This window comes from Monashia sp. HAY1-2A, assembly GCF_056755315.1.
In genome coordinates, this window is record NZ_JBNDHY010000113.1 from 1 (window position 1) to 14,052 (window position 14,052).

At 71.9% G+C, this 14,052-nt stretch carries 16 protein-coding genes and 1 pseudogene; 7 read left to right on the top strand and 10 right to left on the bottom strand.

Annotated elements, in window-relative coordinates; translation table 11 throughout:
• Positions 1–108: 108 nt before the first annotated feature.
• Positions 109–315: a heavy-metal-associated domain-containing protein gene (locus ACPYOM_RS15745; protein WP_481343630.1), complete on the bottom strand. Its 207-nt coding sequence runs from the start codon at positions 313–315 to the stop codon at positions 109–111.
• A gap of 225 nt (positions 316–540) precedes the next feature.
• On the opposite strand from ACPYOM_RS15745, the gene ACPYOM_RS15750 reads away from it, so the two are divergent.
• Genes ACPYOM_RS15750 through ACPYOM_RS15760 form a run of 3 tightly spaced genes read left to right on the top strand, consistent with a single transcriptional unit; the run spans position 541 to position 2,308 of the window.
• The gene (locus tag ACPYOM_RS15750) at positions 541–774 is read left to right on the top strand and encodes a ferredoxin (RefSeq protein WP_481346685.1); all 234 of its coding nucleotides are present in this window, start codon (positions 541–543) and stop codon (positions 772–774) included.
• Positions 761–2,017 (top strand): NAD(P)/FAD-dependent oxidoreductase, encoded by a 1,257-nt coding sequence (locus ACPYOM_RS15755; protein ID WP_481346686.1) that lies wholly within the window; start codon positions 761–763, stop codon positions 2,015–2,017. Before ACPYOM_RS15750 ends, ACPYOM_RS15755 begins: the two co-directional genes overlap by 14 nt.
• A gap of 9 nt (positions 2,018–2,026) precedes the next feature.
• Positions 2,027–2,308: a CDGSH iron-sulfur domain-containing protein gene (locus ACPYOM_RS15760; RefSeq protein ID WP_481343633.1), complete on the top strand. Its 282-nt coding sequence runs from the start codon at positions 2,027–2,029 to the stop codon at positions 2,306–2,308.
• A gap of 6 nt (positions 2,309–2,314) precedes the next feature.
• Here ACPYOM_RS15760 and ACPYOM_RS15765 read toward each other — a convergent pair whose 3' ends face one another.
• Positions 2,315–2,617 (bottom strand): metal-sensitive transcriptional regulator, encoded by a 303-nt coding sequence (locus ACPYOM_RS15765; RefSeq protein ID WP_481343634.1) that lies wholly within the window; start codon positions 2,615–2,617, stop codon positions 2,315–2,317.
• A gap of 171 nt (positions 2,618–2,788) precedes the next feature.
• Here ACPYOM_RS15765 and ACPYOM_RS15770 point away from each other — a divergent pair, with 171 nt between their 5' ends.
• Genes ACPYOM_RS15770 through ACPYOM_RS15785 form a run of 4 tightly spaced genes read left to right on the top strand, consistent with a single transcriptional unit; the run spans position 2,789 to position 6,654 of the window.
• On the top strand, positions 2,789–3,082 hold the full coding sequence (locus tag ACPYOM_RS15770) for a metal-sensitive transcriptional regulator (RefSeq protein WP_481343635.1): 294 nt from the start codon (positions 2,789–2,791) through the stop codon (positions 3,080–3,082).
• A 31-nt stretch (positions 3,083–3,113) separates the two neighbouring features.
• A complete protein-coding gene (locus ACPYOM_RS15775) occupies positions 3,114–3,320 on the top strand; it encodes a heavy-metal-associated domain-containing protein (RefSeq protein WP_481343636.1) in 207 nt (68 codons plus the stop codon).
• Complete coding sequence (locus tag ACPYOM_RS15780) at positions 3,317–4,273, top strand: hypothetical protein (RefSeq protein ID WP_481346687.1); 957 nt, start codon at positions 3,317–3,319, stop codon at positions 4,271–4,273. The genes ACPYOM_RS15775 and ACPYOM_RS15780 overlap by 4 nt, the downstream gene beginning before the upstream one ends.
• A gap of 23 nt (positions 4,274–4,296) precedes the next feature.
• Complete coding sequence (locus ACPYOM_RS15785) at positions 4,297–6,654, top strand: heavy metal translocating P-type ATPase (protein ID WP_481346688.1); 2,358 nt, start codon at positions 4,297–4,299, stop codon at positions 6,652–6,654.
• 68 nt (positions 6,655–6,722) lie between these two features.
• Here the strand turns inward: ACPYOM_RS15785 and ACPYOM_RS15790 are convergent, their stop codons facing one another.
• From ACPYOM_RS15790 to ACPYOM_RS15825, 8 genes and pseudogenes are all read right to left on the bottom strand, one after another.
• Positions 6,723–7,967, bottom strand: coding sequence for an NAD(P)/FAD-dependent oxidoreductase (locus tag ACPYOM_RS15790; protein WP_481346689.1), 1,245 nt, complete (start codon positions 7,965–7,967; stop codon positions 6,723–6,725).
• A gap of 8 nt (positions 7,968–7,975) precedes the next feature.
• A complete protein-coding gene (locus ACPYOM_RS15795; RefSeq protein ID WP_481346690.1) occupies positions 7,976–8,974 on the bottom strand; it encodes a cation diffusion facilitator family transporter in 999 nt (332 codons plus the stop codon).
• Between the two features lie 42 nt (positions 8,975–9,016).
• Positions 9,017–10,054 carry an ABC transporter ATP-binding protein gene (locus ACPYOM_RS15800; RefSeq protein ID WP_481346691.1) on the bottom strand — a complete coding sequence of 346 codons (1,038 nt, stop codon included), beginning with the start codon at positions 10,052–10,054 and terminating at the stop codon, positions 9,017–9,019.
• Positions 10,051–11,091, bottom strand: coding sequence for an ABC transporter ATP-binding protein (locus ACPYOM_RS15805; protein ID WP_481343911.1), 1,041 nt, complete (start codon positions 11,089–11,091; stop codon positions 10,051–10,053). The genes ACPYOM_RS15800 and ACPYOM_RS15805 overlap by 4 nt, the downstream gene beginning before the upstream one ends.
• 9 nt (positions 11,092–11,100) lie before the next feature.
• A complete protein-coding gene (locus ACPYOM_RS15810) occupies positions 11,101–11,799 on the bottom strand; it encodes a GntR family transcriptional regulator (RefSeq protein ID WP_481346692.1) in 699 nt (232 codons plus the stop codon).
• Positions 11,796–12,827: an ABC transporter permease gene (locus ACPYOM_RS15815; protein WP_481346693.1), complete on the bottom strand. Its 1,032-nt coding sequence runs from the start codon at positions 12,825–12,827 to the stop codon at positions 11,796–11,798. Before ACPYOM_RS15815 ends, ACPYOM_RS15810 begins: the two co-directional genes overlap by 4 nt.
• Positions 12,820–13,764: an ABC transporter permease gene (locus ACPYOM_RS15820; protein WP_481340941.1), complete on the bottom strand. Its 945-nt coding sequence runs from the start codon at positions 13,762–13,764 to the stop codon at positions 12,820–12,822. The genes ACPYOM_RS15815 and ACPYOM_RS15820 overlap by 8 nt, the downstream gene beginning before the upstream one ends.
• Positions 13,765–13,811: 47 nt before the next feature.
• Positions 13,812–14,052, bottom strand: a pseudogene (locus ACPYOM_RS15825) (FAD-dependent oxidoreductase); the annotation flags it as partial.

The following is a 14,052-nucleotide window of genomic DNA, read 5'->3' on the forward strand; positions in this document are numbered from 1 at the left end:
AAAAACCCCCCCCCCCCAAATTACTACGCGTCTCGTGGGCTCGGAGATGTGTATAGGAGACAGGTCCTGACGCGTGCGTGCGTCAGGACCCCGCACCGCGGCACCCCGTCAGTTGGCGATCTTGTAACCGGCCTGGGCCACCGCCGCACGGATGGCGGCGTCGTCGATGTGGCCGCTGATCTCGAGCGTCCCGTTCGAGACGTCGACGTCGACGTCGCTGACCCCCTCGATGCCGCTCACGGCGTTCGTCACCTTGGTGACGCAGCTGTTGCAGGTCATGCCCTCGACGGTGTACGTGGCAGTGGTGTTGCACATCCCGGTGTTCTCCTCGTGTCTGGCCGGCGCTGCGGCGCATGGGTGGCCTGGGTGGGATCTCGCGACCGGCGTGATGCCGCCGCGCCGCGGACGCGACCCCCGGTTCGTGCGGAACCGGCCCAGTACCTGGCCGATAGGTTACCCCCCTACCGTATGAAGTCAAGGGTCTCCGGACCTTGACTGGGTACCCTCCCCCCGTATAGTACTTTTACCTCGGCTTGGACCATGACGCCTCAGGAGGACCCCGTGCTGGTGACCGTCGACGTCGACCGCTGCGAAGGCCACGGGTTGTGCATGCTCGCCGCACCGGAGGTCTTCTCCTTCGACGACCGGGGCACCCTGCAGGTCGTCGAGCGTCCGGACCCCCGGCACCTCGCGGGGGTCGAGCAGAGCGTGGGGGCCTGCCCGGCCCTGGCCATCACGCTCACCAGGGCTCCCACTCGCGATGCCACCCGCTAGCCGCGCCGAGCCGCGGGACCGGCCACGGCACGTGCTCGTCGTGGGGGCCTCCCTGGCCGGCCTGCGCACGGCCGAGGCCCTGCGTCGGGCGGGGTTCGACGGCCGGCTGACGATCGTGGGCGCCGAGAGGCATCCGCCGTACAACCGCCCCCCGCTCACCAAGGCCGCGCTGGTCGGGGGCCCGGAGCTGACCGCGCTGGAGCTTGCGCGGGCCGACGACCTCGCGGCCACCTGGGCTCTCGGCATCTCGGCCACCTCGCTCGACCTCTCGGCCCGGGAGGTACGGCTCGAGACCGGAGTCGCCGTGCGGTTCGACGGGCTGGTCATCGCGACGGGCGCCCGAGCCCGACGGCTGCCCGGCACGGTCGGCGTCGCGGGCGTCCACCACGTCCGCACCGTGGACGACGCCTCGGCCCTGCACCGGGCCCTCGCCGAGCCCGGCCGGCGGGTGCTCGTCGTGGGTGCAGGCTTCCTCGGTTCCGAGGCCGCGTCCACGGCCGCCTCCCTGGGGCACCAGGTGCTGCTGGTCGAGGCCACGGCGGGACCGATGCTGGGCGCGCTCGGACCGGAGCTCTCGGCGTACGCCGCCGGGGCGCATCGCAGCCGCGGGGTCGACCTGCGTACGTGCACGACCGTCGAGTCGCTCACTCCGTCGGGGGACGGGGCCGGACCCCTCGTCGCGGTGCTCGCAGACCACCGCGACGGGAGCCGTTCTCGCGTGGAGAGCGACATCGTGGTCGGCGCCCTCGGCGCCACCCCCAACGTCGAATGGCTGAAGGACAGCGGCCTCGCCGTGGACGGTGGCGTCACCACCGACCTGTCGCTCACCGCAGTGGACCCCTCCGGCGCGCCGGTGCCCGGTGTCGTGGCCGTGGGTGACGTGGCCCGGGTGCCCCAGCCTCTGCTCGACGGCACCGCCCGCCGCGTGGAGCACTGGGCCACGGCCGTCGACCACTCCCGCATCGCCGCGGCGACCCTCATCGGCGGGCAGCCGCAGACAGTCCCGGCGCTGCCGTCGTTCTGGACCGACCAGCACGGCGCGCGGATCCGCGGCATCGGCCTGCCCGGAGCAGGCGACACCAGCACCGTGGTCGACGGCGCCATGGACGACCACCGGTTCGTCATGACCCGGACCCTGCGGGGCCGCCTCGTCGGCGTCGTGGCGGTCAACGACACCCCGGCCCTGTTCCGCTACCGAGCCGAGCTCCAGTCCGTCTCGACGTTGCCGCAACCAACCCGCTAGGAGTACCCGATGACCGAGCCCACCCCGTCCCCCCGTCCGACGACCGTCAAGGCGGTCCGCAACGGCCCGCTGCAGCTGAAGGGCACCTTCCGGCTCCTGGACCCGAACGGCGAGGAGTACGACCTCGAGGGCCAGCGCATCGTGCTGCTGTGCCGGTGCGGCAGGTCGAGGAACCAGCCGTTCTGCGACTCCAGCCACGTCCGCGAGGGGTTCGTGAGCCAGGACCAGCCCACGGCCTGCGACGCGGGCCGCGAGGAGGGCGACGACGGCGCAGAGGCGGGCGTGGCCTGACGACGGTCAGGAGCGGACCAGCCGCGCGATCGCCTCGTTCGCCTCCTTCAGCTTCACCTCGGCGTCCTTGCCGCCCGCAGCGGCGGCGTCCACGACGCAGTGGCCGAGGTGCTCCTCCAGCAGGCCGAGCCCGACCGACTGCAGGGCCTTGGTGATCGCGGAGATCTGGGTGAGGATGTCGATGCAGTACTTCTCGTCCTCGACCATTCGCTGCAGGCCCCGGGCCTGGCCCTCGATGCGCCTGAGCCGCTGCAGGTACTCGTCCTTGCGGTGGATGTAGCCATGGTGCTGGTGCGTCGTCTCGGTCATCTGCGATTCGTCTCCGCTGCTCCTCCCCGGGGGTGGCCCGGGGTCCTTTCGGCATACCCGGTACCAGTATGCGTCCTGGTGGCGCCACAGCACGCACCATTGACGCCGATACGCTAGGGGGGTATCGTATTTTCAGGACGGCGGCCCGTCGGACGAGCACTGGAGGTGGTCATGTCGACCCAGCACCCGGGGTACATCAGCGGGAAGGACGACGTCCTGCGACGCCTCCGCCGCATCGAGGGACAGGCCCGAGGGCTGCAGCGCCTCGTGACCGAGGACACGTACTGCATCGACATCCTCACCCAGGTCTCGGCGATGACCTCCGCGCTCCAGTCGGTGGCGCTCGGACTGCTCGACGACCACCTCAACCACTGCGTCGTGGACGCAGCCGCCGCCGGCCGCCCCGAGGCCGACGCGAAGCTCAGGGAAGCCTCGGCGGCGATCGCCCGCCTCGTCCGTTCCTGACCGCCGACACCACATCGAGAGGACATCCGCCATGAGCACCATCCAGACCTACACCGTGACCGGCATGACCTGCGGCCACTGCGTCGCCTCCGTCACCGAGGAGGTCGAGGCGATCCCGGGCGTCGAGCACGTCGACGTCGTCCTCGAGACCGGGGCCCTCACCGTCACCAGCGCAGAGCCGGTGGGCGACGCCGCGGTCAAGGAGGCCGTCGAAGAGGCCGGATACGCGCTCGCATGAGCGTCACCACGAAGCTGGTGGGCTTCCTCGTCGCGCTGCTTGCCGTCTTCGGAGGAGCGGTCGGTGCCGGAAAGCTGGTCGGACCCGTCGGTCCGCCGCCCGCGGCCGGCGACCACGCCGTAATGGCCGGCATGGAAGGTGCTGACGCCGACGCCGCCGCGATCCCGAAGGGGCTGATGGTGTCGCAGGACGGCTACACCTTCCGCCTGGCCCGCATGTCGGCGTCGGCGGGTTCCGCCGTCCCGGTGTCGTTCACGATCCTCGGGCCGAACGGGCGGCCGGTGACCCAGTACGACGTCGAGCACGAGAAGCAGCTTCACCTCATCGCCGTACGTCGCGACTTCACCGGGTTCCAGCACGTCCACCCGGTGATGGCCGCGGACGGCACGTGGACGACCGCGCTCGACCTCACGGCCGGACAGTGGCGGCTCTTCGCGGACTTCAAGGCCACCGGCGCCAAGGCGGGACTCACCCTCGGCAACGACCTGGCCGTAGCTGGCGCCTACCAGCCGGCCGCCCCCGCCCCCGACTCCCGTACCGCCACCGTCGACGGGTACACCGTCACGCTGGACGGCGACCTCGCCGCAGGGGCGTCGGCCAAGCTGACGCTGACGGTGACGCGCAACGGTAAGCCGGTCACCGACCTCGAGCCCTACCTCGGCGCTTACGGACACCTGGTGACCCTCCGGTCCGGGGACCTCGCCTACCTGCACGTGCACCCCGAAGGAGCTCCCGGCGACGGCGTGACCCGGCCCGGTCCCGGTGTGGTCTTCTTCGCCGAGGTCCCGAGCCCCGGCCGATACCACCTGTACCTCGACTTCAAGCACGGGGGCGTGGTGCGGACCGCCGCGTTCACCGTCACCGTCACCGGCTCCGCGCCGGGCTCGTCGACGGGCTCCTCCGAGGAGTCGCACGACGCCGAGTCCGGTGCCGGGCACACCGGCGCACACTGATCCCAGAGACAGAGGAGAACGACATGAGCTCCACCACCCGTCCGTCGGGCCTGCCGGTCTCGACCAGCCAGGTCGAGCTCCAGATCAGTGGGATGACGTGCGCCTCGTGCGCCAACCGCATCGAGCGCAAGCTGAACAAGATGGACGGCGTCAGCGCCACGGTCAACTACGCCACCGAGCAGGCCAAGGTCTTCTTCCCCGAGGGGCTGGACCCCGAGGAGCTCATCCGGACGGTGGAGCAGGCCGGGTACGGCGCTGCCCTCCCCCGACCGGCGCAGTCGGACGCCGAGCCCGCTGACCACGCTGCCGACGACCCCACCCGGTCGCTGCGCCAGCGCCTCATCGGTTCGGCAGTGCTGACCGTCCCCGTCATCGCGCTCGCGATGGTGCCGGCCTGGCAGTTCACCAACTGGCAGTGGCTCTCCCTCACCCTCGCGGCGCCCGTCGTCGTGTGGGGGGCCTGGCCGTTCCACCGGGCGGCGTGGCTCAACCTGCGCCACGGGACGTCGACGATGGACACCCTGGTGTCGCTCGGCACGCTGGCCGCGCTCGGGTGGTCGCTCTACGCCCTGTTCTGGGGCACCGCCGGCACGCCGGGAATGCGGCACGCGTTCGAGCTGACGGTGGCCCGGACCGACGGTTCGGGCAACATCTACCTCGAGGCCGCGGCCGGGGTCACCACGTTCATCCTGACCGGCCGGTACTTCGAGGCGCGCTCCAAGCGCCGCGCCGGCGCCGCGCTCCGGGCCCTGCTCGAGCTGGGCGCCAAGGACGTCGCGGTCCTGCGTGACGGCCCGGGCGGACCCGTCGAGAGCCGGGTCCCCGTCGAGCAGCTGGCCGTGGGCATGCGCTTCGTGGTCCGGCCCGGTGAGAAGATCGCCACCGACGGCGTCGTCGAGGAGGGCAGCTCGGCGGTGGACGCCTCGATGCTGACCGGCGAGTCGGTGCCCGTGGAGGTCGGGCCCGGCGCCGCCGTCGTCGGTGCCACGGTCAACGCCGGCGGTCGCCTCGTGGTCCGGGCCACCCGGGTCGGGTCCGACACCCAGTTCGCGCAGATGGCGCGGCTGGTCGAGGACGCCCAGAACGGCAAGGCCGAGGTCCAGCGGCTGGCCGACCGGGTGTCCGGCATCTTCGTCCCGGTCGTCATCATGCTCGCCGCGGCCACGCTCGGGTTCTGGGTCGGGACCGGTGGTGGCCTGGCGTCCTCGGTCACCGCCGCGGTCGCGGTCCTCATCATCGCCTGCCCCTGCGCGCTCGGTCTGGCGACGCCGACGGCCCTCATGGTCGGCACCGGGCGAGGGGCCCAGCTCGGCATCCTCATCAAGGGCCCCGAGGTGCTCGAGTCGACGCGCAAGATCGACACCATCGTCCTCGACAAGACCGGTACCGTGACCTCCGGCCAGATGACCCTCGTCGACGTGGTCGCCGCCGACGGTCAGGACGTCGACGAGGTGCTCCGGCTGGCCGGTGCGCTCGAGGACGCCTCCGAGCACCCCATCGCCAGGGCCGTCGCCAACGCGGCGCGGGCCAAGGGCGGGTCGCTGTCCCGCGTCGAGGACTTCGCCAACGTCGAGGGCCTCGGCGTCCAGGGCGTCGTGCACGACGGCGACCGCAGCCATGCCGTCCTCGTGGGCCGGCCTCGGCTGCTCGAGGACTGGAACCAGACGCTGCCCGTCGAGCTGGAGCGGGCCTTCGCCCAGGCCCAGGCGAGCGGGGCGACCGCCATCGCCGTCGGCTGGGACGGGCAGGCCCGGGGGGTGCTCGTGGTGGCCGATGCGATCAAGCCGACGTCAGCGGAGGCGATCGCCCAGCTCCGCCGGCTCGGGCTGACGCCCGTCCTGCTGACCGGCGACAACGAGGCCACGGCACTGACCGTGGCCCGCGCGGTCGGCATCGACGTCTCGGACGACACGGTGATCGCCAACGTGCTGCCCGCCGACAAGGTGGACGTGGTCAAGCGCCTCCAGTCCGAGGGCCGGGTCGTGGCGATGGTCGGCGACGGCGTCAACGACGCCGCGGCACTGGCCCAGGCCGACCTCGGGCTGTCCATGGGCACCGGCACCGACGTCGCGATCGAGGCGAGCGACCTCACGCTGGTCCGTGGCGACCTGCGGGTGGCCGCCGACGCGATCCGCCTCTCGCGGCGCACGCTGGCCACCATCAAGGGCAACCTCTTCTGGGCGTTCGCCTACAACGTGGCGGCGCTGCCCCTGGCGGCCTCCGGTCTGCTCAACCCGATGCTGGCCGGCGCCGCGATGGCGTTCTCGTCCGTGTTCGTCGTCAGCAACAGCCTGCGCCTGCGCCGCTTCCAGCCGCTGACCGGCCACACCGACGAGCCGGCGCGCACGGGTGAGCAGGCCGCTCAGCCGGTCGCCGCGTGAAGCGGGCCCCGACGCGCCCTCCGGTGGCCTCCGGGAGCCCCGAGGCCGGTCGCCGACAGGCGGCCGGCTCAGCCACCTGACGTCGTCAGGGGCTGGTCGCCCGGTTCGCGGTCCCCGAGGTCCTCGAGGTGCTCGAGCTCGTCGAGCAGAGCGCCGGGCCGCAGCCGATCGGTGAGTCGGCGAAGACGGTCGTGGGCGTTGAGCGAGACCACGGCGACCAGTCGGCTCCCGCGGCCCAGCGCCACCAGTGCCTGCCCGGACCCGACCGAGCCCCAGACCACCCGACTGCGGTCAGCGACCTGAGGGAAGCCGACGGAACGGATCCGCGCCCCGTGGATCGTGGTGCCGAACGTCGGCAGCTGGGTCAGGGGACGCCCGGAGCCGGGACCGGCGAGCAGGTTGGCGGCCGCCAGCGCAGCCTGGTCGCGGGTGCTGGCCCAGTGCTCGACGCGGAGCGACTCGCCGTCGAGCAGGGCGTGCGGGACCGTCACGACGTCGCCCGCCCCGACCACCCGGTCGTCGCCGACGGCGTGCAGCGTGGGGCGGCAGGCCAAGCCCGCCGAGACCGACAGGCCGCTGCCGCGCAGCCACTCCACGTTCGGGGCCGTGCCGGTCGCCATGACGACGACATCCGCAGGCAGCCGGAGGCCGTCGTCGAGGACCACACCGGCCACCACCCCGGCCCGGATCTCCAGGCGGCGCGTCCGAGTTCCGAGACGGACCCGGACCCCGGCCGTGCGGTGGAGCCGGAGGAGGTGCTCGGCGATGGGCAGACCCACCGCCCGGCGGGTGGGCACGTCGGACGGGTCCACGAGCGTCGTGTCGTGACCGTCGGCGACCGCGGCCGCTGCGACCTCGGCGCCGATCAGGCCACCGCCGACCACGACCACCCGCTGTGGGCCGGACTCGAGGGTGGCCCGCAGGGCGCCGGCGTCGTCGACCGTGCGCAGCACGAACGCGTTCCGCACGTTCGCAACCGCGTCGACGTCCCGGGGCCGGGCCCCGGACGCGATGACGAGGCCGTCGAAGGGGATCCGCGCGCGGTCCTCCACGACCACGTGCCGCCCGGCCAGGTCCAGCTCCGTCGCGGCCTCCCCGAGGCGCCACGTCGTGTCGGCCGGCGGGCCGTCGATGTCGAGGCCCGGTCGGTGCAGGCCTCCGGTGAGGAACGCCTTCGACAGGGGGTAGCGGTCGTAGGGCCGGTGCCGCTCGGCCCCCACGACCGTGAGCTGACCGTCGTACCCGAGGTCGCGCAGGGCCGTCGCGGCGCAGTGTCCGGCCAGGGACGCGCCGACGATGACGATCCTCTTCATCGGTCAGCTCACCACTGGACGAGCTCGCACCCGGTGTGGTCGGTGGGCTCGACCTGAACGGTCGCGTGCGTGACCTGGTGGTCGTTGCGGATCAGGTCTCGCGCCCGGTCGAGCACCGCGTGCATGTCCGCGCCCGGCACGACCTTCAGGTGCACGCTCATCGCGTCCATCGCAGAGGTGATCGTCCACACGTGCAGGTCGTGGGCCTCGACGACCCCGTCGAGCTGCTCGAGGTCGCGCGCCACCTGGTCGACGTCGATGTGGGCCGGCGCGGACTCCACCAGGATCCGGAGCGCCTCGGCCCCGAGGCGGTACGCACGCGGCAGGATGAACACGCCGATGCCGACCGCGATCACCGAGTCGACCCAGTACCACGAGGTCACCGCGATGACCGCGGCGCCGACCAGCACACCCACCGACCCGACGGCGTCGGCGACGACCTCGAGATAGGCGCCGCGCAGGTTGAGGCTCTCCTTGGCCCCGGCCTGGAGCAGCCGGAAGCAGACCAGGTTGACGAGCAGCCCCACCAGGGCCACGACGATCATCGGTGTGGAGGCCACCTCGTGGGCGCCGTCCCGCAGCCGGTCGATCGCCTCGTAGACGACGTAGCCCGCGACCGCGAACAGCAGCAGCGCGTTGACCAGCGAGGCGAGGATCTCCAGCCGGTACCAGCCGAAGGTCCGGTGGGCGGCCACGGAGCCGGCGCCGGCGAGGGAGATGGCGGCCAGCGACATCCCGAGCCCACCGGCGTCGGACAGCAGCGCCAGCGAGCCGGAGACGATGCCGACGACGATCTCGACCGCCACGAAGGACAGGGTGAGCAGGAAGGCGATCATGAGCGGTCGCCGGTAGCGGGCACCCGCGCTCAGCGCCTCGGCGGCGCTCAGCCCGTGGCTGTGCCCGTGCCCGTGCCCGTGCCCGTTCCTCCGGCCGGGTGCGTCACCGTGCTCGTCCGCGTGGCCATGGGCGTGGTCGTGGTCATGGCCGTTGCCGTGGTCGTGTCCCATCAGGGGGCAGCCCTTCGTCTGGTGGGGCGGGAGGAAGCGGGTTCAGCTGTCCCAGAAGTGGCAGGTGACGGTGTGGTCGTCCCCCGGCCTGGACAGCTCCGGCGCGGTCGTGCGGCAGATGTCCTGGGCCATGGGGCAGCGGGGGTGGAAGCGGCAGCCGGTCGGGGGGTCGATCGGGCTGGGGGGTTCGCCGGTGAGCCGGGTGGCGGTCCCGGTGGTGTCGGTGGTCTCGGCCAGGGAGGCCGCGAGCAGGACCCGGGTGTAGGGGTGGCGGGGGTGGGTGAACAGCTCGTCGCGGGGGGCGACCTCGACGATCTGGCCCAGGTACATGACCGCGACCCGGTCGCACAGGTAGCGCACGACGCGCAGGTCGTGGGAGATGAGCACGAGGGTCAGGTCCAGCTGGTCCTTCAGCTCGACGAGCAGGTTGAGGATCTGGGCCCGGATCGAGGCGTCCAGCGCCGAGGTCGGCTCGTCGCAGATGAGGAACGTGGGCTGCAGCAGCAGCGCCCTGGCGATGACCATGCGCTGCAGCTGCCCGCCGGAGCACTCCTGCGGGCGCCGGGACAAGATGGCCTCCTCGAGGCCGACCCGTTCGAGCATGGCCAGCATCCGTTCGCGGCGCTGGGTCTTGTCCTTGACGCCGTGGTGGCGCAGCGGCGCCTCCAGGCTGGTGCCCAGGGTCATCTTCGGGTCGAACGCGCCGTAGGGGTCCTGGAAGACGAACTGCATCGAGCGGCGCAGCGCCTTGAGCTGGGCGCCGGTGGCGCCGGTGATGTCCCGCCCGTCGAACACCACGTGCCCGGAGGTCGCCGGCACGGCCTGCAGGATCGTCCGGGCCAGGGTGCTCTTGCCGCAGCCGGACTCCCCGACCAGCCCGAGCACCTCGCCCTTGCCGACCGTGAAGGACACCCCGTCCACGGAGTGCACCCGCTTGCCCCGCCCGGCCGGATAGTGCTTGACCAGGTCCTGGACCGCCAGCAGCGGCTCGGACCCGGTGGCTGGCCCGGTGGTGGGTCCGGTGGTGGGTCCGGTGGTGGGCCGGGTGGTGGGCGCCGGCAGGGGGGTGCTGGTGCTCATCGGGCCTCCGCGTGCTCTCGGGATGCGTAGCATCGACTGTGGTGCTCGTGCTCGCCGCAGGTGTGCAGTTCCGGCTCCACGCCACGGCAGGTGTCGCTGATGCCCAGCTGCGCGGCCATCGCGCACCGGGGCAGGAACCGGCAGCCGTGCTCCAGGGCCCGGGCCGCGGCGACGCTGCCCGGGATGGAGAACAGCTGGCCCCGCTCGGCCTCCAGCAGCGAGGCCCGCAGCAGCGCCTGGGTGTACGGGTGCTGCGGGTCATCGAAGATGTCGCGCGTCGCGCCGTCCTCCACGATCCGGCCCGCGTACATCACCGCGACCCGGTCGGCCATCGCCGACACGATGCCTAGGTCGTGGGTGATCAGCAGGATCGACAGGCCCAGCTCGTCCCGCTTGGCCTTGAGCAGGTCCAGGATCTGGGCCTGCACCGTGACATCGAGCGCGGTGGTCGGCTCGTCGGCGATCAACAGCTGCGGGTCGGCGCTGAGCGCGGCCGCGATCATGACCCGCTGGGCCATCCCCCCGGACAGCTGGTAGGCGAACGCCGAGGCCCGCCGGGCCGGTTCCGGGATGCCGACATCCCGCAGCAACTCCACCACCCGCGCCTTGGCTTCCCGGCGGCCGACGTTGCGGTGCGTGCGCAGCGACTCGGCCACCTGGGTCCACACCCGCGCGGTCGGGTCCAGCATCACCTTCGGCTGCTGGAACAGCATCCCGACCTTGTGCCCGCGGACCTCGTTGCGCCGCTTGGACGGCATCGCCAGCAGGTCCTCACCCTCGAGGCGGGCCTGCCCGCCGAGCACCTCCGCGCCCGGGGGCAGCAGCCCCATCACCGTCAACGCGGTCAGGCTCTTGCCCGAGCCGGACTCCCCGACCAGCGCGACGATCTCACCCCGGCCGACCTTCAGGTCCATCCCGTCGATCGCCGGCGTGCCCGGCACGTCCGGGAAGTCCACCCGCAGCCCCCGGATCTCCAGCAGGGGATCGATCTCGTGCACCACACCCACACTGCGCTCCTGCTCCACCACCTGGCTCATCGCCCCTCCTCAACGCCCATCACGGGCGGTCGTGGCGGCAGCAGGCCGCCGGTTCGACAGCGTGGCCACCGCGTCGTCGAAGTGCTTCTTGAGGACCGCCAGCGCCTGCTCGGTCCTGCCTTCCGTCATCAGGTCGCAGATCTGCCGGTGCTCGCTCACGAGGTTGGCCCGGCTGTCAGCCGCGGTGAGCACGCCGAGGCAGAGCCTCGTCTCGGAGATGACCGTGCTGAACATCCGCCGCAGCCGCGGGCTGCCACTGGCATCGACCAGGGCCACGTGGAAGTCCAGGTCGTAGACACCGACAGCCTCCCAGTCCCCCGCCGCCGCCGCCTTCTCCATCAGGGTGACGTTGCGGTCGAGCGCGTGGGCGGCTGCGCCCGAGGCATCCTTGGCCACGATCGTCCGCAGGGCGGCGAACTCCAGGGCCTCACGGGCCAGGTAGATGTCCGAGACGTCGTCCTCGGTGAGCACCGGGATGAACACCCCTCGATGGGGTTCGCTGAGCAGCAGCCCCTCCTGGACGAGTCGCTGCAGCGCCTCGCGGACCGGTCCACGGCTGACGCCGAAGCTGTGGGCCAGCTCCAGCTCGTTCAGCTGCGAGCCCGGTTCCAGGGTGCCGTTGACGATGGTCGTCCTCAGCCGCTCGGTGACGATCGAGGCGAAGGTGGTGCGCGGGATGGGGGCCGCGGACGGTGCGTCGTGGATCACAGCACTTCCCCGTCCTGCAGGGCCCCGCCCGCGGGCACCGCCGCGGGGGCGGTGGCTTGGGCCGGAGCGTCGGCCGGCACGGTGGCCGGGCCGCGCTTGCGGCGTTTCTTGGTGTCCAGGCCCTGGCCGATCATGGTGACGGACAGCGCGGTGATGAAGATGGCCAGGCCGGGCAGGATGCCCAGCAGGGGTGCGCGTTCCATGTAGGGCTGGGAGTCCAGCAGCATCTTGCCCCAGTCGGAGTCCGGGGGCTGCACGCCCAGGCCCAGGTAGGACAGCGCCCCGACGGTGATCAGCTTGTGCCCGAAGCGCAGGAACCCCATCGCGACCACCGGCCGGGCCGCGTTCGGGATGACGTGCCGAAAGATGATGTAGGCCTTGGGCGAGCCGAGGATCTCGGCGGCCTCGACGTAGTCCTTGGCGTTGATCTCCAGCGCCAGCCCGCGCATCAGCCGCGCGAACGGGGTCCAGCCGGTGATCGTCAGTGCCGCGATCAGGGTGCCGTACCCGGGGCCGAACAGAGCAATCAGGAACAGCGCGACGACCACGTCCGGGAAGCAGATCAGCATGTCGACGCTGCGCATCACCAGCTCGTCGACCCAGCCGCCGCGGCGGGCGGCCAGCGCCCCGATGATGCCGCCGGTGACCGCGCAGATCACCAGCGTGATCGCCGCGATGGTCACCGAGAACCGCCCGCCCCACATCAGCCGGGACAGCACGTCCCGGCCCAGGTGGTCGGTGCCGAGCCAGTGCTGGGCCGAGGGGCCGGCCAGCCGCTGGCTCAGGTCCTGCACGGCCGGGTCGTGCGGCGCGATCCACGGCGTCAGCGCCAGGACCAGCAGCACCAGGGCCAGCAGCCCGGCCCCGATGCCGAAGGTCCAGTGCCGGCCGCGGGCCCCTCGCAGCATCAGCGAGAGCACGTTGGGCCGGTGCGGCGTGGCCGAGGACAGCGCCGAGGGGCGCTGGTTGGGCCGCGGGCCGGGCACGGTCGCGGGTCGGGTCACGGTCTCAGGCACGGTCTCAGGCATGGCTGGTCACCCTTATCGAGGGGTTGAGGACGCCGTAGAGCAGGTCGGTGGCGGTGTTGATGATCACGGCCAGGGCCAGGATCCACATCAACCCGCCCTGGATGACGGGCACGTCGTTGTTCAGCACCGCGGTGTACAGCAGCCGCCCCATCCCGGGGATGTTGAAGATCACCTCGATGACCACCGACCCGCCCAGCAGCCCGGCGAACCAGAACGAGAACAACGTCATCACCGGCAGCATGCTGTTGCGCAGCCCGTGCCGCACCAGGGTCTGCGGGAAGCTCAGCCCCCGCGAGCGTGCCGCGGTGATGTACGGGGCGGCCAGCACGTCGGTCATCGCCGCCCGGGTCACCTGGGTGAAGTAGCCCAGCGGGCGCAGCGCCAGCGCCGAGGCCGGCAGCACCAGGTAGCTCAGCCCGCTCCACCCACCCGAGGGCAGCCAGCCCATCGTGCGCGCGAACACCAGCACCAGCACCGGACCCACCCAGTACTCCGGGGCCGAGACCGCGCTCTGGGAGGTGAACGTCACCACGTTGTCCACCTTCCCGCCCCGCGCCGTGGCCGCCCACGTACCCAGCGGCAACGCCAGCACCAACGCCAGCAGCAACGACGCCAACGCCAACGTCATCGACACCCCCAACGCCGGCACCACCAGCTCCTGCACCGGCTCCCGGCTGGTGAACGAGAACCCGAAGTTGCCCGTCACCACCTGACGCAACCAGTCGAAGTACTGCACGTACAACGGCCGGTCCAGACCCAGCTCGTGGGTCAACGCCGCCACCTGCGAGGGGTCCAGCGCCGGGTCACTGACCCGCGCCCGCAGGATCTTGCGGGCCGGATCCCCATCACCGGCATACGGGATCAGGAACGCCAGGCCCGAAACCACCACCAACGTCACCACCAACGTGGCCGCCCGGCGGGTCAAGAAGGTCAACATCGCATTACTCCAGAAAATGGTCGACAAAGACCGGTCGAAGCTCGGGACTACTTGATGACGTCCTGAAACTTGTAGTAGGCGCCGGCGAACGGCAGGAACCAGGGCGGGCCCACATGGCCGGGAATCCGCTTGAAGGCGAGGTCGCGCCAGGGGTTGGCGTCCGGGACGCCGTTCAGGTACTCCGCCATCTGCTTGCCCATGTAGGTGGCCATCTGCACACCGTGGCCGGAGTAGCCGAGGGAGTAGAAGAGCCCGTCGTGCTCGCCGGCGTGGACCATGCGGTCCAGG

Coding starts and splice junctions, on each gene's coding strand:
- ACPYOM_RS15750 (WP_481346685.1), top strand. CDS start 541: ATGACGCCTCAGGAGGACCCCGTGCTGGTGACCGTCGACGTCGACCGC.
- ACPYOM_RS15770 (WP_481343635.1), top strand. CDS start 2,789: ATGTCGACCCAGCACCCGGGGTACATCAGCGGGAAGGACGACGTCCTG.
- ACPYOM_RS15820 (WP_481340941.1), bottom strand. CDS start 13,764: ATGTTGACCTTCTTGACCCGCCGGGCGGCCACGTTGGTGGTGACGTTG.
- ACPYOM_RS15785 (WP_481346688.1), top strand. CDS start 4,297: ATGAGCTCCACCACCCGTCCGTCGGGCCTGCCGGTCTCGACCAGCCAG.
- ACPYOM_RS15790 (WP_481346689.1), bottom strand. CDS start 7,967: ATGAAGAGGATCGTCATCGTCGGCGCGTCCCTGGCCGGACACTGCGCC.
- ACPYOM_RS15800 (WP_481346691.1), bottom strand. CDS start 10,054: ATGAGCACCAGCACCCCCCTGCCGGCGCCCACCACCCGGCCCACCACC.
- ACPYOM_RS15765 (WP_481343634.1), bottom strand. CDS start 2,617: ATGACCGAGACGACGCACCAGCACCATGGCTACATCCACCGCAAGGAC.
- ACPYOM_RS15815 (WP_481346693.1), bottom strand. CDS start 12,827: ATGCCTGAGACCGTGCCTGAGACCGTGACCCGACCCGCGACCGTGCCC.
- ACPYOM_RS15795 (WP_481346690.1), bottom strand. CDS start 8,974: ATGGGACACGACCACGGCAACGGCCATGACCACGACCACGCCCATGGC.
- ACPYOM_RS15805 (WP_481343911.1), bottom strand. CDS start 11,091: ATGAGCCAGGTGGTGGAGCAGGAGCGCAGTGTGGGTGTGGTGCACGAG.
- ACPYOM_RS15755 (WP_481346686.1), top strand. CDS start 761: ATGCCACCCGCTAGCCGCGCCGAGCCGCGGGACCGGCCACGGCACGTG.
- ACPYOM_RS15760 (WP_481343633.1), top strand. CDS start 2,027: ATGACCGAGCCCACCCCGTCCCCCCGTCCGACGACCGTCAAGGCGGTC.
- ACPYOM_RS15745 (WP_481343630.1), bottom strand. CDS start 315: ATGTGCAACACCACTGCCACGTACACCGTCGAGGGCATGACCTGCAAC.
- ACPYOM_RS15780 (WP_481346687.1), top strand. CDS start 3,317: ATGAGCGTCACCACGAAGCTGGTGGGCTTCCTCGTCGCGCTGCTTGCC.
- ACPYOM_RS15775 (WP_481343636.1), top strand. CDS start 3,114: ATGAGCACCATCCAGACCTACACCGTGACCGGCATGACCTGCGGCCAC.